The sequence below is a fragment of the Sanguibacter sp. A247 genome (genome assembly GCF_052324925.1).
Lineage (GTDB): Bacteria > Actinomycetota > Actinomycetes > Actinomycetales > Cellulomonadaceae > Flavimobilis.
On record NZ_JBQPRE010000001.1, the window covers coordinates 422,115 to 440,621 of the forward strand.

Sequence of the window (18,507 nt, forward strand, 5' to 3'; positions counted from 1 at the left end):
CCGCACCACGTAGCGGGTCGGGGTGGCTCAACCGGCCACCCCGGCCCGCTGCACGTCGCGCGGCCGACGCTCTCCGGAAGGTTCACCCTGTGAAAGATCCACTGCTCTCGATACGTGACTTCTCGGTCGTGTACGAGGTCGACCCGCCCGTCGAGGCGGTGAAGAACGTCTCCCTCACCATCCACCGCGGTGAGATCCTCGGACTCGCTGGCGAGTCCGGGTGCGGCAAGACGACGCTGGCCTACGGCGTCCAGCGGCTCCTGCGTCCCCCGGCCACCATCCCCGGCGGGTCGGTCACCTGGCACGACGCGGACGGCACCGAGACGGACGTCCTCGGCCTGTCGGCCGACGCGATGATGACGTTCCGCTGGGACAAGATCTCCATGGTGTTCCAGGGTGCGATGAACGCACTCAACCCGGTGGCCACGATCGGCGCCCAGCTCGCCGACGTCTTCGAGGTGCACCGCCCACAGATGTCGAAGCGGCAGCGCACCGCCGCCGTCATCGAGCTTCTCGAGATCGTCAAGGTCGGCGGACAACGGATCAAGAGCTACCCGCACGAGCTCTCGGGCGGAATGCGGCAACGCATCATGATCGCGATGGCGCTCGCGCTGCGTCCCCAGCTCGTCGTCATGGACGAGCCCACGACCGCGCTGGACGTCCTCGTCCAGCGCGAGATCCTCCGCGAGATCACGACCCTGCGCGAGGCCTTCGGGTTCTCGGTCGTCTTCATCACCCACGACCTGCCGCTGCTCCTCGAGATCTCCGACCGGATCGCCATCATGAAGGACGGCGAGATCGTCGAGCAGGACACCGCGGAGAACATCTGGTTCCACCCCCAGCACGACTACACGAAGAAGCTGCTGTCGTCCTTCCCCCGCCTCACGGCAGACAAGCAGGTGACCCGATGACCACCCTCGAGGTCCGTAACGTCACCAAGACGTACCGCGTCCGTGGTGCCGGCGCGATCAACGCGTTGTCCGACGTCTCCTTCACGCTGACGACCGGGCAGTGCATCGGCATGGTCGGCCAGTCCGGCTCCGGCAAGTCGACCGTGGCGAAGATCCTCACGCAGATGGAGAAGCCCACCGAGGGCGCGGTGCTCCTCGACGGATCGCCGGTCCCGACGCGCGGCAGGGCGCTTCGCGCCTACCGGCAGCAGCTGCGGATGGTCTTCCAGGACCCGTTCGCCTCCCTCAACCCTTACCACTCGATCCGGCACCACGTGGAGCGCCCGCTGGCACTGTCCGGCGTGGTCCCGGCCGACGAGATCGAGGCGGAGGTGCACCGGCTTCTGGAGAAGGTCCATCTCGACCCGTCAGCCGTCATCGACCGCCGTCCGCACGAGCTGTCGGGCGGCCAGCGTCAGCGCGTCGCCATCGCTCGCGCACTCGCCCCGCGCCCGACGCTCCTGGTCGCCGACGAGCCCGTCTCGATGCTCGACGTCTCGCTGCGCATGGGCGTGCTCAACCTGCTCGCCGAGATCCGGCGCGCGGACGGCCTCGGCGTTCTCTACATCACCCACGACCTCGCCACGGCGCGCTACTTCTCCGACGAGATCATCGTCCTCAACCAGGGGCGCATCGTGGAGCACGGCCCGGCCGACGACGTCATCCTGCGCCCGCAGGACCCGTACACCCGCGCTCTCCGTGGTGCTTCTCCCGACCCGGAGCGCTTCTTCGCCGCGCGAGCAGGAGGCGCATCATGACCACGACCGAACACTCTGACGTCGCTGTCGAGGTCGTCGCAGGTGGGACGACCGCCACGCAGGCGACCAAGGTCCGGGTGAAGATCCCGTGGCGCTTCCTCGGTCAGCGTGCCGCGTTCTACCTCTTCACCCTGTGGGCGGCCCTCACCATCAACTTCTTCGTGCCGCGCATGATGAAGGGCGACGCCGTCGACAACTTCCTCGCCCGCAACCGCAACATCTCGCCCGAGGCCGCCGACGCGCTGCGCGCGCTCCTCGGCCTGGACTCCGACAAGTCGATGTGGCAGCAGTACCTCGACTACTTCGGGATGCTCGTGCGCGGTGACCTCGGTGTCGCGATCACCCACGGCCTCCAGCCGGTGAGCGGGGTCATCGCGACCGCCCTGCCGTGGACCATCGGTCTCATCGGTCTCGCGACCCTGGCCGCGGTCGCGATCGGCACCGTCGGCGGCGCGTACGTCGGGTGGCGGCGTGGCTCGCGTCTTGACGCCCTCATCCCGATCACGACGTTCTTGTCGACCGTCCCGTACTTCTGGCTCGGTCTCATGGCGATCTCGCTCTTCTCGGTCGGCCTCGGGTGGTTCCCCATCGGCAAGGCCTACGGCGTCGGGCAGGTGCCGGGCTTCTCTCTCGAGTTCATCGGGGACGTCATCTCGCACGGCATCCTTCCGCTCGCGACGATCGTCGTCGCGTCGCTCGGTGGCTGGACGCTCGGTATGCGCAACATGATGCTCACGGTCCTCGACGAGGACTACATCACGGTCGCGCAGGCCAAGGGGATGCCGAATCGTCGGGTCCTGTGGCGCTACGCCGCGCGGAACGCGGTCCTCCCGCAGATCCAGTCGTTCGCGCTGTCGATCGGCTTCATCGTCGGTGGCGCGATCATCGTCGAGCAGGTCTTCTCCTACCCCGGGGTCGGCAAGATGCTCCTCGACGCAACCAACGCGAAGGACTACGCCCTCATGCAGGGTGGCTTCCTCGTCATCGTGCTCGCTGTCCTCGTCGCGAACATCGTCGCGGACATCGTCTACGCAGTCCTCGACCCTCGTACCCGCCAGTCGGAGGCCTGACCGATGTCCAGCACCCACCTCATCCTTCGCCAGCGCGTCTCGAAGATCGGCTCGGCGTTCGCGATGTTCCGCAATGCCAAGTCGATCGCGGGACTCTCGATCCTCGCGCTCTTCGTCCTTGTCGCCGTCTTCGCCGACAAGCTCGCCCCGTTCTCCCCGACGCAGATCAACCCGCGGTTCCGGCTCCAGCCGCCGTCTGCTGCGCACTGGTTCGGTACGACGCACCTCGGCGAGGACGTCCTCAGCCAGGTGATCTACGGGACGCGTGGTGTCGTCATCGTCGGCGCGCTCACCGCCGTCATCTCGATGACGATCGCCATCATCGTCGGGGTCCTCTCCGGGTACCTGTCGGGCTGGCGGTCCGAGGCGCTCTCTGCCCTCGCGAACGTCTTCCTCGTCATCCCCGGCATCCCCATCCTCATCATCATCGCTTCGCGGTTCACCAACCCGCCGCTGTGGATGATCGCTGCGATCCTCGGCCTCCTCGGCTGGGGATGGGGGGCGCGCGTCCTGCGCGCGCAGACGATGTCGCTGCGCAACCGTGACTTCGTCCAGGCGGCGAAGCTCAACGGTGAGCCGCTGCACCGGATCATCGGCGTCGAGATGCTGCCGAACCTCATGGCGATCATTGCCTCGTCGTTCGTCGGCTCGGTCACGGCAGCCATCCTCGGCCTGACGACCCTCTCGTACATCGGCGTCATCCCGGTCAACGCCTACAACTGGGGCACGATCCTCAACTGGGCGTCCGCACAGGGGGCCTTCGTCCAGAACCAGTGGTGGTGGTACCTGCCTCCGGGCCTGAGCATCGCCGCGATCGGCGTAGCGCTCGCGCTGCTGAACTTCGGCATCGACGAGTACATCAACCCGCGCCTGCGGTCGGCGGGCGAGCGCGCCCGCGCCATGAAGAAGAAGGGCCTCGACATCACCAACGCGGTGACCGTCGTCCGCTCCCACCAGAACCCGACGGAGAACTCCTGACGATGGACGCCTATCGCAACCCCCACCTGCCGATCGCTGACCGGGTCGCTGACCTCCTCAGCCGCATGACGGTCGAGGAGAAGGTCGGCCAGATGTTGCAGCTCGACGCCCGCGACGGCGTTCGGGAGCACATCCTCGACATGCACGTCGGCTCGATCCTGCACACCTCGCCCGAGCGCGTGCGGGAGGCGCACGACCTCACCGCGCAGACCCGGCTCCAGATCCCGCTGCTCATCGCCGAGGACTGCATCCACGGGCATTCGTTCTACGAGGGCGCGACGATCTTCCCCACGCAGCTCGGCATGGCCGCCTCCTGGGACCCGGAGCTCATCGAACGGGTGGCGCGGGCCACGGCCGTCGAGGCGGCAGCGACCGGCATCCACTGGACGTTCTCGCCCGTGCTGTGCATCGCGCGCGACCTGCGCTGGGGCCGGGTCAACGAGACGTTCGGCGAGGACCCGTACCTCATCGGTGAGCTCGCCTCGGCGATGGTCCGCGGCTATCAGGGCTCCGGCCTCACCGACGAGACCGCGATCCTCGCGACGGCCAAGCACTTCGCTGGGTACTCCGAGACCCAGGGCGGACGGGACGCGTCCGAGGCTGACATCTCGCGCCGCAAGCTCCGCTCCTGGTTCCTCCCGCCGTTCGAGCGGGTCGCCCGCGAGGGATGCAGGACGTTCATGCTCGGCTACCAGACGACCGACGGCGTCCCGATCACGGTCAACGACTGGCTGCTCACCGACGTGCTGCGCGGCGAGTGGGGCTACACCGGCATGCTCGTCACGGACTGGGACAACGTCGGCCGCATGGTCTGGGAGCAGAAGGTCCAGCCCGACCTCGTCCACGCCGCGGCCGCGGCCGTCAAGGCCGGAAACGACATGATCATGACGACGCCGGGCTTCTACCAGGGCGCGCTCGACGCCATCGCGCAGGGGATGCTCGCCGAGACGGACCTTGACGTCGCGGTCGCCCGCATCCTCACCCTCAAGCTCGAGCTGGGCCTGTTCGAGAACCCGCGCCGCCCGTCCGACGAGCGCATCGCTGAGGTCATCGGCGCGTACGCGGACCTCAACCTCGAGGTGGCGCGCAGGTCGCTCGTGCTCCTCGAGAACGACGGTGTGCTGCCCCTGTCCGCGGGCACACCCGCCCGCATCGCGGTCGTCGGGCCTCTCGCCGACGACGCGCAGACTCAGCTCGGTGACTGGGCCGGCTCGTCCGGTCAGGTCGACTGGCTGCCCGACGGGCACCCGCGAGAGATGATCACGACGATCCTCGACGGGCTGCGGTCGCTCGCCCCAAGCGGCTCGGAGGTGGTCTTCGCCCCCGGAGCGGGGCAGCTCACCCTCGTGCCCGACCCGGCGGGCGAGACGTTCCCGGACGGGCAGCCGCGGCCACCGGTCGTCGCCCCCGCGCCGGTCGACGAGGCGGAGCTTGCTGCGGCCGTCGCCGCGGCCGAGGCCTCCGACGTCGTCGTGGCTGTCGTCGGTGACCGCATCGAGCTCGTCGGAGAAGGACGGTCGACGGCGACTCTCGAGCTGCTCGGCGGCCAGGTTGCCCTGCTCGACGCGGTCATCGCGACGGGCAAGCCGGTCGTCGTCGTGCTTCTTGCGAGCAAGCCGCTCGTCCTGCCGGCCTCGGTCGCTGACGCGGCCGCGGTCGTCTGGGCGGCAAACCCCGGCATGCAGGGTGGGCGTGCGCTGGCCGAGGTCCTCTTCGGTACGACCGAGCCGTCGGGCCGTCTTCCGATCTCGTTCGCACGTCATGTCGGTCAGCAGCCGACGTACTACAACCAGGTCCGTGGCCAGCACGGCAGCCGGTACGCCGATCTCACGCAGGCGCCCGCCTGGGCGTTCGGGGAGGGGCGCTCGTACTCGACGGTCGAGTACTCCGACCTCGTCGTCGAGACGACCGTCGTCTCGGCGACCGACGAGGTCCGTGCGCGCGTGACGCTCACCAACACGGGTTCGCGGCCGGCGCTCGAGACGGTGCAGGTCTACGTGTCTGACGTCGTGACCTCGGTGAGCTGGGCGGACAAGGAGCTCAAGGGGTACCGCCAGGTTGCTGTCGCGCCGGGCGAGAGCGTCGTGGTCGACCTGGAGATCCCGGTGTCGGAGTGCACGATCGTCGACGCTGCTGGTCGCCGTGTCGTCGAGCCGGGCGTGTTCGAGCTGCTCGTCGGGCCGTCCGCGCGCGCCGAGGCGCTGCTGAGTGCGAGCTTCACCGCGAAGTAATGTCACAGGCCCCGCGCGGGGCCGGGCATGGACAAGGCCCTCTGACCAGGAGTGAACTCTGGTCAGAGGGCCTTTCTACCGGTCGGGGTGACAGGATTTGAACCTGCGACCTCTTCGTCCCGAACGAAGCGCGCTACCAAGCTGCGCCACACCCCGGTGGCTCATCCGCGAACGAGCCTCGCCTATGTTAGCCGACGCGTGGCCCCAACACGAAACCGGTGGTGACGCCCGCTCCTGGGAGCTGAGGATTCAGCGTGGGACGAGCGTGAGGAGCGTTGCTGAGGGTCGGCACGCGAACCTCAGCGGCGTGTACGGGTTGGTGCCCGCACCGTTGGAGACGTGCAACCAGACCGACTCGTGCCCCCCGAACTCGTCGGGCCGCGGGCCGGGCCAGCCGTGCAGTCCGCTCGCGCGGCCACGGTCGAGGTCGCAGTTGGTCACGAGGGCGCCGAACCCGGGGACGCAGAGCTGCCCGCCGTGGGTGTGGCCGGCGATGATCGCGTCCGCGCCGTCGGCCCGCAGGGCGTCGAGGGCGCGAAGGTATGGCGCGTGCACGACGCCGAGGCGCAGGTCGACGCCGTCGGTCAGTGCCGCCTCGGGTGCGGGGAGACGGTCACGGTCGATGTGCGGGTCGTCGAGACCCGCGAACGCGATGTCAAGCTCGCCGAGGCGTAGCCGGGCGCGAGCATTGCCGAGGTCGTGCCAGCCCGCGTCGGTGAAGAACGACGCGAGCGCTGCGGTCGGCAGGTCGGGTTCGCGTTGCACCGACGTCTGGGGCCTGCGCGCCGACGGCAGGAGGTAGCGCGCCGGGCTCTTGCGGAGCGGCGAGAAGACGTCGTTCGACCCCATGACGAACGCGCCTGGGAATGCCGTGAGCGGCCCGAGCGCCTCCTGCAGGGCAGCCAGACCGTCGAGGTGGGCGAAGTTGTCGCCCGTGTTGATGACGAGGTCAGGCGTGAGCTCGGCGAGGGACCGCACCCAGGCGATCTTGCGCTGCTGCGCGGGCGTGAGGTGAAGGTCCGAGACGTGCAGAACTCGCACGGGCGTGGCGCCCGAGGGCAGCACGGGCACGGTGACGCGGCGGACGGTGAACGCCTCTGCCTCGATGCGCGCCCAGGCGAGGGCGAGCGCTCCGGCGGCGGTGAGGAGTCCCAGCGACCGACGGAGCCTAGTCATTCGCCCCGCGTCCTGCGTCGTTACCGCGCCTCGGCCGCTCGGGCTTCTCGGGGCGCTCTGGTCGCTTCGGTCCGTCACCGACCTCGCCCTCCTTCTCCTCTTCCTTCTCGGGCTTCTCCGGCTTGCCGGTGGAGATGTGGAGCGTGATGTTCGAGCCGACCGTCGTGCTGCCCGCCGGCGTCGTGTGCGCGACGACGCCGCGCGGGTAGGAGGAGTCGACGCGCTCCGGGCTCACCGTGACCGAGAATCCGGCCTCGGTGAGGATCCGCGTGGCGTCGTCGATCGAGCGGCCACCCACCCACGGCACGGGAACCCGCTCGCCATGGATCGTCTTGGTGCTCGGGTCGGTGAAGCGTTCGATCGGCTCGCCCTCGAGCGCCTGGTCCATGAACCTCTTCCAGGTCGGGGCGGCGAGCGTCGATCCGTAGACGCGCGAGTAGGGAATCCCGTTGATGCGGATGTTCTGCATCGCGGTGTCGCGGTCGGGGTTGCCGATCCACACGGCCGTCGCGAGCTGCGGCGTGAAGCCGATGAACCACGTGTGACGGTTGAGCTGAGCCGTTCCCGTCTTGCCGGCGGCCTCGCGCCCACCGGAGAGGCGGGCGCGAGTGGCGCCGCCCTCGGTGAGGACCTTCTGCAGGGCATACGTGACGCCCCTGACGACCTCGTCGTCGAGCGTCGTGCGGCAGTTGGCCTGCGGCACGGGCAGCTCCTCGCCCGAGGCCGTGATGATCTTCGTGATCGCGACGGGGTCGCAGTACGTGCCGCCCGCTGCGTACGTCGCGTACGCGTTCGCCATCGCGAGCGGTGAGGTGTTCTGCGTTCCGAGCGTCATCGAGGGGGTGAGCTCGATCCCGTTGTCGTCCGACGGCGGGTCGTCGCGCTCGAGCGCGAGCGAGGGGCGGTAACCCGCGAGGTACGCGGACTCGGCGATCCCGCAGAAGTCGAGCTGGGTCTCCATCGCGACGAAGGCCGTGTTGACGGACATCGCGGTTGCCCGGAGGACCGACGTCTGACCGCTTGCGCGGCCGTCGGAGTTGCCGGGGCCGTACGTACCGACGTAGCGGTAGTCGTCGATGCATGACGCGTGCCACGAGGAGCCCGGCCAGTTTGTGCGCGTCGCGCTCACGGAGGCGTTGAGGGGCTTGCCCTGGCGCAGCCATTCGGTGAGCGTGAACGTCTTGAACGTCGACCCGGCCTGGAAGCCTCGCGAGCCACCGTGGTTCTGGTCGGTGTTGTAGTTGACGGACGTCGCGCCCTTGCCCGCCGCCTCAGGGTCCGCCACGTACGTGCGGTTCTGCGCCATGACGAGGATCTTGCCCGTGCCGGGCTCGACGACGGACATCGCCGTCCCGAGGCCCGAGGAGTCCTTCGTGGGGATCGAGTTGCGCAGCTCCTTGTTGGCGATCTTCTGCAGACCCAGGTCGATCGTCGTGTGGATCTCGAGGCCGCCGCGGTAGAGCAGGTCGTCGCGCGCGGACTTCGTCTCGCCGAACGCCTCGTCGCTCAGGATGACCTTGGTGACGTAGTCGCAGAAGTACGCGGCGCCGCCTGCGGCCTCGCAGTTGCGCTTGGTCGGGGTGATCTTCAGCGTGTCAGCGATGTCCTGGGCGCGTGCCTCGTCGTACTCCGCCTTGGTGATGTAGCCCTGCGTGTACATCTCGCGCAGCACGATGTTGCGGCGTGCGACCGCGTTCTCGGGGTTGCGCTCCGGGTCGTACTTCGTCGGTGCCTTGGTGATGCCGGCGATCGTCGCGGCCTGCACGGGAGTGAGCTTGGCGGCGGTCGTGCCGAAGTAGTAGCTCGCGGCAGCCTCGACGCCGTACACGGCGACGCCGAACTGGGCGATGTTGAGGTAGGCCTCGAGGATCTCGAGCTTCGTCATGCGGTCTTCGATCGCGATGGCGAGCTTGGCCTCGCGCAGCTTGCGCTCGTTCGTCGACTCGCGTGCGGCGGCGACGCCGAGCTTGTCGCCGCGGCGGTTGGCATCCTCGATGAGCACGTTCTTCACGTACTGCTGCGTGAGCGTCGAGGCGCCCTGCTTGGTGCCGGTCGCCGCGTTGAGCACGAGGGCTCGCGCCATGCCCTCGACGTCGACGCCGCCGTGCGCGAAGAAGCGCTTGTCCTCGATGGCGATGACGGCGTTCTGCATCGCCATGGAGACCTCGTCGAGAGGCACGACCGTGCGGTTCTCCGAGTAGAAGGTTGCGAGGAGCTTGCCGTTGGCCGCGTAGATGTGCGACGCCTGCGACGGCTCGCCCGGCTCGAGCTCGGTCGGCAGGTCCTCGAAGACCTGGGTCGCAGTGTTCGTCATGGCGCTCGCCCCCGCGGCCGCCGGGAGCACGAGACCTGCGGTGAGCAGACCGCCGACCCCGGCGAGGAGGACGAACGTCAGGAGCAGGCCGAGAGCCTGGAGGACGTTGACCTGGCGGGTGGCAGGGCGCGGGGCAGACATGGTTCCCAGGGTAGTGGGAGAGCCTGCGCGCGGCGTCCGGCGTCCGTGAGGATCGTGTGCATTTCGCTGTCGTCGCCGGTGTGGACAGGACCACTGCCGTCGCACGGTGCGTGCGGGTTAGGCTCGTCGCATGGTCACCACGTGGGAGTACGCAACCGTTCCTGTCCTCATTCACGCCACGAAGGCGATCCTCGACAACTGGGGTTCTGACGGCTGGGAGCTTGTCCAGATCGTTCCGGGCCCTGCGGGCAACGAGAACGTCGTCGCGTATCTCAAGCGCCCGACGGGCGAGAAGTGAGCGGTCGCGTCCTCACGCGTCTTGCGGAGCTGGGCCTGAGCCTTCCGCCTGTGGCGGCGCCCGTCGCGGCCTACGTCCCGGCCGTGCGCACGGGCAACCTCGTGCACACCTCGGGCCAGCTCCCGTTCGTCGACGGCGCGCTCGCCGTCACGGGCAAGGTGGGCACGGGCTCGGGAGACGTCACGCCTGACGTCGCCGCCGACCTCGCCCGCACGGCCGTCCTCAACGCCCTCGCCGCGGTGGCCGACCTCGTCGGGGACCTCGACTCGATCGTCAGAGTCGTCAAGGTCGTCGGCTTCGTCGCCTCCCGCCCCGACTTCACGGGACAGCCCGCCGTCATCAACGGCGCGAGCACGTTCCTCGGTGAGCTGCTCGGTGACGCGGGCGTCCACGCCCGCTCCGCCGTGGGCGTCGCGGTGCTCCCGCTCGACTCGCCGGTCGAGGTCGAGATCGTCGTCGAGGTCGCCTGAGCACTCACGCGGCCGCGCTGCACGCGGCGCGTCCGCACGACGACGAAGGGCACCCACCGTCCGGTGGGTGCCCTTCGACGTGGTGTGGGGTCAGCGTGCGCGACGCTCGAGCCGTGCGACGTCGAGCAGGACGACGGCCCGGCCCTCACGACGCACCCAACCGCGCGCCGCGAAGTCAGCGAGCGCCTTGTTGACCGTCTCGCGAGACGCGCCGACGAGCTGCGCGAGCTCTTCCTGCGTGAGGTCGTGAGCGACGCGAATGCCGTCGTCGGTCGCGTGACCGAACCGGGTCGAGAGGTCGAGCAGCGCCTTGGCGACGCGACCCGGAACATCCGAGAACACGAGGTCCGCGAGGTTCTCGTTCGTGCGACGCAGGCGTCGTGCAAGTGCGCCGAGCAGGAACTTCGACATGCCGGGGTGAGTCTGCAGCCACCGGACGAGGTCGGCGTGAGAGAGCTCCTGAAGAGTCGTCTCGGCGACGGCCGTCGCGGTGAGGGTGCGGGGCCCCGGGTCGAACAGCGAGAGCTCGCCGAACATCTCACCCGGACCGAGAACCGCCATGAGGTTCTCTCGTCCGTCGGAGGATCGGCGGCCAAGCTTCACCTTGCCGTCGGAGATGACGTAGAGGCGGTCACCGCGCTCACCCTCGTTGAACAGCGTCTCGCCGCGTGCGAGGTGGACGGGAGTGAGTGCGTCGAGAAGTGGCTGCGCCTCCTGCGGGTCAAGCCCGGCGAAGAGGGGAGCGGAGAGGATGACGGCGTCGTCCACGGTTGTGTCCCATCGGGTCGGTGTTGTGTGCCCCAACACACACCATCATGCCTCAGAACAGCGATGACAGGTGGGCTGGGCCGGTGACGAGATCTTCCGTGAGCCGCTGCACGAGCATCTCGGTGACGCGCTCAAGCTCCGAACGCACCCGATGACCATACTCCTGCACCTCGTTCTCGAGGTCGCGGAGCTCGGCAAGATCGAGCACAGCGGCCGTGGGCAGCCCCCCGCGGACCAGCGTCGTCATACGCACGTGGTCGGGTGGGGTGATCTGCCCGAGGGGGCCGGTGGCCACGAGACCGAGCCGGTCCGGCAGGAGCGCTGCCGAGACGGACAGGTCGATCCGAGCTCGCAGGAGACGGCGCCAATGCTGGATGCGCTTCATCTCAGCCCGCAGGGCACGCCGACGGGCACGGAGAGTTTCAGTCTCCGAAGCCAGTGGGTGCGTGCTCACGGGGCGGCCTCCTGTCGTGCGTTGTCCCTCGTCATTCCCTGTGTCTGTATCGGCCACCGAAGTCAGACCCTTAAGGACTTTGGAGACGTGACACCTAGGATCGCTGTATGCGACCATCTGCGGCCGACGGCGTCGAGTCACGTACTGCGCGCGTTCGTCGGGCGCGACGCGTCATGCGGCTCCTCGGTGTCGTGCACCCAGGTGCGCGGTGCGAGCTCGACTTCACGACGCCGCTCGAGCTGCTCGTCGCCACTGTGCTCTCGGCCCAGTCGACGGACGTCCGGGTCAACGGTGTGACGCCCGAGCTCTTCGCCACGTACCGCGATGCTCGCGCGTTCGCGGAGGCTGACGCGGCAGAGATCGAGGACATCATTCGGCCGACGGGCTTCCAGCGGGCCAAGGCGCGTTCGCTCGTCGGACTCGGCCAGGCGCTCGTCGAGCGGTACGACGGCAGGGTCCCTGCGCGGCTCGAGGACCTCGTGACGTTGCCCGGGGTGGGACGCAAGACGGCCAACGTCGTGCTGGGCGACGCGTTCGGTGTTCCCGGGCTCACGGTCGACACGCACCTGGGGCGGGTCGCGCGGCGGCTCGGGTGGACCCAGGAGGAGGACCCGGTCCGCGCCGAGACGGAGATCGGTGGGCTCTTCGAGCGCAAGGACCTCACGATCGTCTCGCACCGGCTCATCTTTCACGGCCGGCGCGTGTGCCACTCGCGCAGGCCGGCGTGCGGTGCGTGCCCGATCGCGCGATGGTGCCCGTCGGCGGGAATCGGTGAGACCGACCCGGTCCTGGCGCGGGACCTGCTGCGCGGCGACGTCGTCGACCCGGAGGCCTGAGACCCCGCTGAGCGCGGCCGCAGGCCGCGGTGGTCCCCGCGGCTAGAGCCGCGCGAGGTGCTCGAGGAGGAGCGCGTTGACCTGCTCGGGCGCTTCTTCGTGAGGGAAGTGCCCGACGTCGTCGAGCCGCTCGAAGCGGAAGTCGCGGCACAGCGCCGCCGCATCGAGATCGATCCCGTCGGCCCGCAGGAACGGGTCCTGCGCACCGTGGACGAGCATCGTGGGAACGGCGATGGGACGCCGGACGACGGACAGGAAACGACGACCGTCGACGCGTGGCGCCGACCGCACGATCCACCGCAGCGGCTCGAGCGCGTTGTGCGCCGCGAACGGTACGTGCATCGCCGAGTCGTACGTGGCGCAGTCGTCGGCCGAGCGTGGCGCGACCGAACCGTCGGACACGATGCGGCCCGCAAGGCCGTCGCGCAGCCGTCGCTCGGGAACGACCGGAAGCTGCACGAGCGCGATGTACCGCGCGACGCGCGGCGTGAGCATCGCGCGCAGGCTCCGGTGCATGCGCGCGGGGTGCGGGCAGGCGAGGGCGATGACGGACTCGGTCACCGCAGGCTGCAGGCTCGGCATGGACCAGGCGACGTGCGCGCCCAGACCATGCCCGACGATCGTCGCCGACGAGGCTCCGAGCGACCGGACGATGCCCGCGACGTCGCGCGTGCGCGTGAGGACGTCGTAGCCGAGCGGAGGCTTGTCCGAGGCGCCCGTGCCCCGCATGTCGACCGCGACGGCCCGGTACCCGGCCGCGCCGAGCGCCTCGAGCTGGTGACGCCACGTCCACCAGAACTGCGGGAACGAGTGGAGCAGGACGACGAGCGGCCCGTCCTCGGGACCCGCCTCAGCGATGTGGAAGCGCGTTCCGTTGGCCGGGACGAAGCTGTGGCGCCACGGCCCGTCGATGAGGACGGTGGAGTAGTCGGCGGCGTTCACGCTGATCCTTCGGGCGAGGTCGGATGGGGCGCGACGCCAGGTTGTGCGCGTCGGGCTGCGGGCGGGTCGAAGCGGTAACCGACGTTCCGGACGGTCCCGATGAGCTGTTCGTGCTCGGGGCCGAGCTTGGCGCGCAGGCGCCTCACGTGGACGTCGACCGTGCGCGTGCCACCGTAGTAGTCGTAGCCCCACACCTCCTGGAGGAGCTGCGCGCGCGTGAAGACGCGTCCCGGGTGCTGGCCGAGGCACTTGAGGAGCTCGAACTCCTTGTACGTGAGGTCGATCGGCTCGCCGCGCACCTTGACCGTGTAGCCGCCCGGGTCGATGACGAGGTCGCCGGAGGAGATCTCCTCGGAGTCCGGGTGGGTGCCGTGCGCGGTCCGCGAACGCTCGAGCGCGAGCCGCAGGCGCGCCTCGACCTCAGCGGGCGCAGCCTGCTCGAGCAGCAGGTCGGCCGCGCCCCACTCGGCCGTCACGACCGTGAGCCCGCCCTCGGACAGGACGAGGACGACGGGAACCTCGAGCTCTGCGGCCGTCATGATGCGGCACATGCTGCGCGCCCCGGCCAGGTCCCGACGCGCGTCCAGCAGGATGACGTCGGCCTCGTGCGCTCCGAGCAGAGCCGAGGGCTCGGGCGGCGCCACGTGGACGCGGTGGCCGAGCAGGCCAAGAGCAGGAAGAACCTGAGCCGATGCCTCGGCTGAGGATGTCAGCAGCAGCAAGTCCATCCGCGACTCCCTCCTGCGCTCGATCCTGCGGGTCCGTGCCGAGATTACAGGTCATCGGGGTGGATTCGTTGTGTCCGGCCGTTCTCTGGGAAGATTGCCCAGGCCCTCGACGTCACCCGTGTGCCGCCGTCGCCGTGGAGCGCTGCCCGGTGCTCCACCTCGAGACCCTTCAGGACGTGCCGTGAGCAGATCGACCCGCGCCGTGACGACGGCCGTCGCGGCGACCCTTCTCGCAGCCGCCTCGTTCCTCGGCCCAGTCGGTGTCGTGGCCGCGGTCGCGGTTCTCGTCCTCGTCCTTGCCGTCGGGTGGCCACGTCTTCTGGGCGCGCCCTGGCCTGCAGGAACGATGACCGTTCTGGCGCTCGCGGGCGCAGGTGCGATCACCGCCGTGACGATCGGTGATGGCACGCTGAGCGCCCTTCCTCTTGTCGTCGCGTGCGGGCTCGTGCTCGCGTTCCTCGGTGAGATGCAGCGGCGCGACGGCCGCACGCACCTCGTCGAGTCGCTCACCGGCTCCGTCGCGGGAGTCGTCGTCACCGTGTGCGGTGCGGGGTGGCTCGCGGTCGTCGAGCACGACGGTGGCCTCAACCTCGTCGTCGTGTGTGCGGGCGCGCTCGCGGCGGCGAGCGTCGCGGCGGTCTTTGCGCCGTGGAAGGGCTGGACGAGCGTCGCTGTCGCCGTCGCTGCTGGCGCGGCGGTCGGGACGGCGATCGCCGCCCTCGTCCCCGCGACGTCCGTGGGCGCTGGCGCGATCATCGGAGCGTTCGCGGGAGTCCTCGCGGCGTCCCTTCACGTTCTTCTCGAGAAGCTGCCCGCGTCGTCGTCGCGGATGGGGGGAGCGGCGAGCGCCGTCGTCCCGATCATGGTGCTCGGCGTCGTCGCGTACATCGTCGGAGATCTGCTCGGCACCCTGTAGACGACGTGACCGAGGACGCGTGGACCACCCCGCGCCGCGGGCCGAGTGCCGGTTAGGATCGGGGCATGGAAGCACTCGAGGGCTTTTTTATCGGCTTGCTGGTCGCTGCGTCCGTCACCATCACCTGGTTCGCGGGCTTCGTCGTCTACCGGCTCTACAAGGGACAGCGCTGAGGCTGAGCGTCGGCGACGACGCCGGCGCTCAGCTCAGCCCCCCGTCCAGCTCACCCACCCCTCTTTGCTCATCGGAGTGACACCGTGGCCTTCGCCTTCCCTGATGGACTCGCCCCCGAGGCCTACCCGCTCGCATGGCTCGTCGGTCGGTGGACCGGCTCGGGCGTCATCAAGTACCCCGACATCCCTGAGACGACGTTCGTTCAGGACGTCACGTTCGACCACGACGGCGGTCCCTACCTGCGGTACGAGTCGACGCTGCGCCTGCCCGCAGCCGACGAGGGCGGGGAGTCGACCGTGTGGTCGACCGAGACCGGCTACTGGCGGATCTCGCCCGAGCCCTTCGAGGGCCTCGGCGAAGGCCAGACGTCGCTCGAAGTTCTCCTCGCCGACCCCGCGGGGCGCGTGAGCGTCTACCTCGGCGTCGTCGGCAACGGCCGCGTCAACCTCGGCTCAGACTTCATCGCGCGCACCGGGACGGGCGCCGACGTCACGGCCTCCAAGCGCATGTACGGCCTCGTCGAGGGGCGCCTGCTGTGGGCGTGGGAGCTCGCCGCGTTCGGCAAGCCGCTGCAGAACTACGCGTCGGCCGAGCTCGACCGCGTGACGGAGTGACGGCGTGACCGAGAGCGCGACGCCCGCACGTCGCAGCCCCCTGCTCGGACGGCACGGAGCGGTCGCCGCTCTCGCCCCTGACGAGGGAGTGGCCTGGCACTACGGCGACCCGTTCGGCGAGCAGCGGGCGCTCGACCGTCGTCGCGCATTCGCCGACCAGTCGCACACGGGCGTCGTCACCGTCACCGGTCCCGACCGCCTCACGTGGTTGCACTCGATCACGTCTCAGCACCTCACGGACCTGCCTCCGCGCACGTCGACGGAGCTGCTCGTCCTGGACCCGCACGGCCACGTCGAGCACGCCGTGGGCGTCGTCGACGACGGGACCACGACGTGGCTGCTCACGGCCGGCGACCACGCCGCACCGCTCGCGGCCTGGCTCGACCGCATGCGCTTCATGATGCGCGTCGAGATCGCCGACGTCACGGACGAGTGGGCGGCGATCGGTGAGAACGTGCGCGCCGAGGGCCAGGACGGCGAGCCCGTCACCTGGGTCGACCCGTGGCCGACGGTCGCTCCCGGCAGCACGCGCTACGGCCCTGACGCCGCCGACCACCCGGGCTCCGAGCGAGCGTGGCGCCTCGTGCTCGTCCCCCGCGCGTCTCTGCTCGACGAGGCTGCGGCTCGCGAGGCGTCCGGCTGGACGCTCGTCGGCACGTGGGCGACCGAGGCGGCGCGCGTCGCTGCCCTGCGACCGCGCGTCGACGTCGACGTCGACGACCGCACGATCCCGCACGAGCTCGACTGGCTGCGCACGTCGGTGCACCTCGCCAAGGGCTGCTACCGCGGACAAGAGACCGTTGCGCGCGTCCACAATCTCGGGCGCCCGCCGCGCCGCATCGCGTTCGCGCACCTCGACGGGTCTGAGAACCTCCTGCCCGTGGCTGGCGCCGAGGTCACGGTGGGTGAGCGGGTCGTCGGGCGGGCCACGTCCGTGGCCATGCACCACGAGCTCGGCCCGATCGCGCTCGTCATGCTCAAGCGCAACGTCGACCCGGCGGTCGAGCTGGTCATCGCAGCCGAGGGCGGCACCGTCGCGGCGACGCAAGAGGTCATCGTCGCAGCCGAGGGCGTGACGCCCGACCGCCCCGCACCGAGGGCGCCGGTCGCGCGCGGTCTCGCGCCGCGCCAGCGGCGCGACTGATGACAACCCCGGCCCGGACCGTCCGCCGCCGGGTCGTCCAGCTCCGCGTCCTGCAGGGTCGCGCGCGCGTCCGCCGCGCGTTCGTCCCCGTGCTGCAGGCCGCGGTCGCCTCGAGCATCGCGTACGCGATCGCGTTCTACGTCCTTGGCCACGAGCTGCCGTTCTTCGCGCCCATCTCCGCCTGGGTGTGCCTCGGGTTCTCCGCCGACCGTGAGCTGCGGCGCGTCGCCGAGCTCGGCGTGGGCGTCGCCCTGGGGGTGGGCTTCGGGGATCTGGTCGCGCACGGCATCGGCTCGGGCTGGTGGCAGATCGGGCTCACGCTCTTCGCTGCCGCGCTGCTCGCCCGGTTCCTGGACCGCGGGCAGATGCTCACGATGCAGGCGGGGGTGCAGGCCGTCGTCATCATCGGCATGCCGCAGATGGGCGCTGGGCCCGTCGGACGCTGGACGGACGCGCTCGTAGGCGGCGCGACGGCATTGCTCATCGCGACGCTCACGCCCGGGGATCCGCGACGGCACGCGCGCGTGCTCGGCGCTGAGGCGACGACGGCGCTCGCCGAGATGCTCCGGGAGCTTGCCGCGGGGCTGCGGACGCACGACAGCGAACGATTGCAGAGCGCGCTTGACCGAGGCCGCGGAACGCAGGGACTGCTCGAGGACTGGGCGACGTCTGCGCGCTCCGGACTCAACAACACGAAGCTCGACGCGGCCTCGCGCCGCTACCGCGAGGACTTTCGGACGCTCGTCGAGCAGGCTGAGTTGCTCGACCGCGCGGTCCGGTCGGTGCGGGTGCTCGCGCGGCGTTCTCTTGCCGTCCCGTCGAACGCGCGCGTCGACGAGCTGGCCGAGCTCGTGGGCCAGGCAGCACGTGCGACGCAGGTCCTTGCGGCCGTCGTGGGCGCGGGGTCAGACGCGACGCCGGCTCGGGCGGCCCTGACGGAGGTTGCGGCGCTCGCCGACCCGGGCGCGGCTGGGGACGCCGGGTGGCAGGTGCAGTCGCTCGTCGTGCTCATGCGGTCGCCCCTCGTCGACCTGCTCGAGGCGGCGGGTGCGTCGCCGCAGGCGGCTCGGGACGCCTTGCCTGACCTGTAGGGGGCCGGCGGGTGGGGTGCCGTCAGGCGTCGGCGTCGTACACGATCGTCACGGGACCGTCGTTGACGAGCTCGACCTGCATGTGCGCGCCGAACTGGCCCGTGCCGACCGTGACGCCGAGGGCGCGCAGCTCGTCAGCCACCGCGTCGACGAGCGGTTCTGCGACCGCGCCGGGTGCGGCGGCCGTCCATGACGGGCGTCGGCCCTTGCGCACGTCGCCGTAGAGCGTGAACTGGCTGACGAGCAGGACGGGCGCACCGTCGTCGAGCACGGAGCGCTCACCGTCGAGGATCCGCAGGCCAGCGACCTTCGTCGCGACGGCCTTCGCCTGCGCGGGGGTGTCGGTGTGCGTGACGCCGACGAGGACGACGAGGCTGGGGCCGTCGAACGTGGCGAGGACGTCACCGTCGACCGTGACGGAGCAGCGTGCGGCGCGCTGGATGACTGCTCTCAC

At 70.1% G+C, this 18,507-nt stretch carries 19 protein-coding genes and 1 tRNA gene; 12 read left to right on the forward strand and 8 right to left on the reverse strand.

The features are described 5' to 3' along the window. Positions 1–89: 89 nt before the first annotated feature. The 5 genes from ACTVCO_RS01835 to ACTVCO_RS01855 are packed head-to-tail and all read left to right on the forward strand — an operon-like array spanning position 90 to position 5,987. A complete protein-coding gene (locus ACTVCO_RS01835; protein ID WP_443726679.1) occupies positions 90–911 on the forward strand; it encodes an ABC transporter ATP-binding protein in 822 nt (273 codons plus the stop codon). Further along, positions 908–1,708: an ABC transporter ATP-binding protein gene (locus ACTVCO_RS01840; protein ID WP_443726680.1), complete on the forward strand. Its 801-nt coding sequence runs from the start codon at positions 908–910 to the stop codon at positions 1,706–1,708. The genes ACTVCO_RS01835 and ACTVCO_RS01840 overlap by 4 nt, the downstream gene beginning before the upstream one ends. Next, a complete protein-coding gene (locus ACTVCO_RS01845) occupies positions 1,705–2,778 on the forward strand; it encodes an ABC transporter permease (protein ID WP_443726681.1) in 1,074 nt (357 codons plus the stop codon). Before ACTVCO_RS01840 ends, ACTVCO_RS01845 begins: the two co-directional genes overlap by 4 nt. A gap of 3 nt (positions 2,779–2,781) precedes the next feature. Continuing rightward, positions 2,782–3,756 (forward strand): ABC transporter permease, encoded by a 975-nt coding sequence (locus ACTVCO_RS01850; protein WP_443726682.1) that lies wholly within the window; start codon positions 2,782–2,784, stop codon positions 3,754–3,756. Positions 3,757–3,758: 2 nt separating this feature from the next. After that, on the forward strand, positions 3,759–5,987 hold the full coding sequence (locus tag ACTVCO_RS01855) for an exo-beta-d-1,3/1,6-glucosidase (RefSeq protein WP_443726683.1): 2,229 nt from the start codon (positions 3,759–3,761) through the stop codon (positions 5,985–5,987). An 82-nt stretch (positions 5,988–6,069) separates the two neighbouring features. Here ACTVCO_RS01855 and ACTVCO_RS01860 read toward each other — a convergent pair. From ACTVCO_RS01860 to ACTVCO_RS01870, 3 genes are all read right to left on the reverse strand, one after another. Beyond that, positions 6,070–6,143, reverse strand: a tRNA-Pro gene (locus ACTVCO_RS01860). A gap of 93 nt (positions 6,144–6,236) precedes the next feature. Further along, positions 6,237–7,163 carry a metallophosphoesterase gene (locus tag ACTVCO_RS01865; RefSeq protein WP_443726684.1) on the reverse strand — a complete coding sequence of 309 codons (927 nt, stop codon included), beginning with the start codon at positions 7,161–7,163 and terminating at the stop codon, positions 6,237–6,239. After that, positions 7,156–9,618 (reverse strand): transglycosylase domain-containing protein, encoded by a 2,463-nt coding sequence (locus ACTVCO_RS01870; RefSeq protein WP_443726685.1) that lies wholly within the window; start codon positions 9,616–9,618, stop codon positions 7,156–7,158. The genes ACTVCO_RS01865 and ACTVCO_RS01870 overlap by 8 nt, the downstream gene beginning before the upstream one ends. Positions 9,619–9,748: 130 nt before the next feature. On the opposite strand from ACTVCO_RS01870, the gene ACTVCO_RS01875 reads away from it, so the two are divergent. Then, the gene (locus tag ACTVCO_RS01875; RefSeq protein ID WP_443726686.1) at positions 9,749–9,916 is read left to right on the forward strand and encodes a DUF4177 domain-containing protein; all 168 of its coding nucleotides are present in this window, start codon (positions 9,749–9,751) and stop codon (positions 9,914–9,916) included. Next, positions 9,913–10,386, forward strand: a complete 474-nt coding sequence (locus ACTVCO_RS01880; protein ID WP_443726687.1) for a RidA family protein — start codon at positions 9,913–9,915, stop codon at positions 10,384–10,386. The genes ACTVCO_RS01875 and ACTVCO_RS01880 overlap by 4 nt, the downstream gene beginning before the upstream one ends. Positions 10,387–10,476: 90 nt before the next feature. On the opposite strand, the gene ACTVCO_RS01885 is transcribed toward ACTVCO_RS01880, so the two are convergent. Together ACTVCO_RS01885 and ACTVCO_RS01890 are read right to left on the reverse strand one after the other, a co-directional pair. Continuing rightward, complete coding sequence (locus ACTVCO_RS01885; RefSeq protein ID WP_443726688.1) at positions 10,477–11,154, reverse strand: Crp/Fnr family transcriptional regulator; 678 nt, start codon at positions 11,152–11,154, stop codon at positions 10,477–10,479. Between the two features lie 52 nt (positions 11,155–11,206). Beyond that, the gene (locus ACTVCO_RS01890) at positions 11,207–11,608 is read right to left on the reverse strand and encodes a hypothetical protein (RefSeq protein WP_443726689.1); all 402 of its coding nucleotides are present in this window, start codon (positions 11,606–11,608) and stop codon (positions 11,207–11,209) included. A gap of 107 nt (positions 11,609–11,715) precedes the next feature. On the opposite strand from ACTVCO_RS01890, the gene nth reads away from it, so the two are divergent. Next, positions 11,716–12,444 (forward strand): endonuclease III, encoded by a 729-nt coding sequence (nth, locus tag ACTVCO_RS01895; RefSeq protein WP_443726690.1) that lies wholly within the window; start codon positions 11,716–11,718, stop codon positions 12,442–12,444. Positions 12,445–12,486: 42 nt separating this feature from the next. On the opposite strand, the gene ACTVCO_RS01900 is transcribed toward nth, so the two are convergent. Both ACTVCO_RS01900 and ACTVCO_RS01905 read right to left on the reverse strand, forming a co-directional pair. Then, on the reverse strand, positions 12,487–13,386 hold the full coding sequence (locus tag ACTVCO_RS01900; protein WP_443726691.1) for an alpha/beta fold hydrolase: 900 nt from the start codon (positions 13,384–13,386) through the stop codon (positions 12,487–12,489). Continuing rightward, positions 13,383–14,114 carry a winged helix-turn-helix domain-containing protein gene (locus ACTVCO_RS01905; RefSeq protein WP_443726692.1) on the reverse strand — a complete coding sequence of 244 codons (732 nt, stop codon included), beginning with the start codon at positions 14,112–14,114 and terminating at the stop codon, positions 13,383–13,385. The genes ACTVCO_RS01900 and ACTVCO_RS01905 overlap by 4 nt, the downstream gene beginning before the upstream one ends. A gap of 181 nt (positions 14,115–14,295) precedes the next feature. Between ACTVCO_RS01905 and ACTVCO_RS01910 the strand changes: the two genes are divergently transcribed. From ACTVCO_RS01910 to ACTVCO_RS01925, 4 genes are all read left to right on the forward strand, one after another. Then, positions 14,296–15,030, forward strand: coding sequence for a hypothetical protein (locus ACTVCO_RS01910; RefSeq protein ID WP_443726693.1), 735 nt, complete (start codon positions 14,296–14,298; stop codon positions 15,028–15,030). Positions 15,031–15,287: 257 nt separating this feature from the next. Then, entirely contained in the window at positions 15,288–15,818 is a 531-nt protein-coding gene (locus ACTVCO_RS01915; protein ID WP_443726694.1) for an FABP family protein, read from the forward strand. 4 nt (positions 15,819–15,822) lie between these two features. Beyond that, the gene (ygfZ, locus tag ACTVCO_RS01920; protein WP_443726695.1) at positions 15,823–16,962 is read left to right on the forward strand and encodes a CAF17-like 4Fe-4S cluster assembly/insertion protein YgfZ; all 1,140 of its coding nucleotides are present in this window, start codon (positions 15,823–15,825) and stop codon (positions 16,960–16,962) included. Then, the gene (locus tag ACTVCO_RS01925; protein WP_443726696.1) at positions 16,962–18,053 is read left to right on the forward strand and encodes an FUSC family protein; all 1,092 of its coding nucleotides are present in this window, start codon (positions 16,962–16,964) and stop codon (positions 18,051–18,053) included. Before ygfZ ends, ACTVCO_RS01925 begins: the two co-directional genes overlap by 1 nt. A 22-nt stretch (positions 18,054–18,075) precedes the next feature. On the opposite strand, the gene dtd is transcribed toward ACTVCO_RS01925, so the two are convergent. After that, on the reverse strand, positions 18,076–18,507 hold the full coding sequence (dtd, locus tag ACTVCO_RS01930; RefSeq protein ID WP_443726697.1) for a D-aminoacyl-tRNA deacylase: 432 nt from the start codon (positions 18,505–18,507) through the stop codon (positions 18,076–18,078).

Excerpts from the sequence above, each read along its gene's own strand:
- ACTVCO_RS01865 (WP_443726684.1), bottom strand. The coding sequence starts at position 7,163 with ATGACTAGGCTCCGTCGGTCGCTGGGACTCCTCACCGCCGCCGGAGCG.
- ACTVCO_RS01905 (WP_443726692.1), bottom strand. The coding sequence starts at position 14,114 with ATGGACTTGCTGCTGCTGACATCCTCAGCCGAGGCATCGGCTCAGGTT.
- nth (WP_443726690.1), top strand. The coding sequence starts at position 11,716 with ATGCGACCATCTGCGGCCGACGGCGTCGAGTCACGTACTGCGCGCGTT.
- ACTVCO_RS01840 (WP_443726680.1), top strand. The coding sequence starts at position 908 with ATGACCACCCTCGAGGTCCGTAACGTCACCAAGACGTACCGCGTCCGT.
- ACTVCO_RS01870 (WP_443726685.1), bottom strand. The coding sequence starts at position 9,618 with ATGTCTGCCCCGCGCCCTGCCACCCGCCAGGTCAACGTCCTCCAGGCT.
- ACTVCO_RS01855 (WP_443726683.1), top strand. The coding sequence starts at position 3,759 with ATGGACGCCTATCGCAACCCCCACCTGCCGATCGCTGACCGGGTCGCT.
- ACTVCO_RS01875 (WP_443726686.1), top strand. The coding sequence starts at position 9,749 with ATGGTCACCACGTGGGAGTACGCAACCGTTCCTGTCCTCATTCACGCC.
- ACTVCO_RS01845 (WP_443726681.1), top strand. The coding sequence starts at position 1,705 with ATGACCACGACCGAACACTCTGACGTCGCTGTCGAGGTCGTCGCAGGT.
- ACTVCO_RS01925 (WP_443726696.1), top strand. The coding sequence starts at position 16,962 with ATGACAACCCCGGCCCGGACCGTCCGCCGCCGGGTCGTCCAGCTCCGC.
- ACTVCO_RS01850 (WP_443726682.1), top strand. The coding sequence starts at position 2,782 with ATGTCCAGCACCCACCTCATCCTTCGCCAGCGCGTCTCGAAGATCGGC.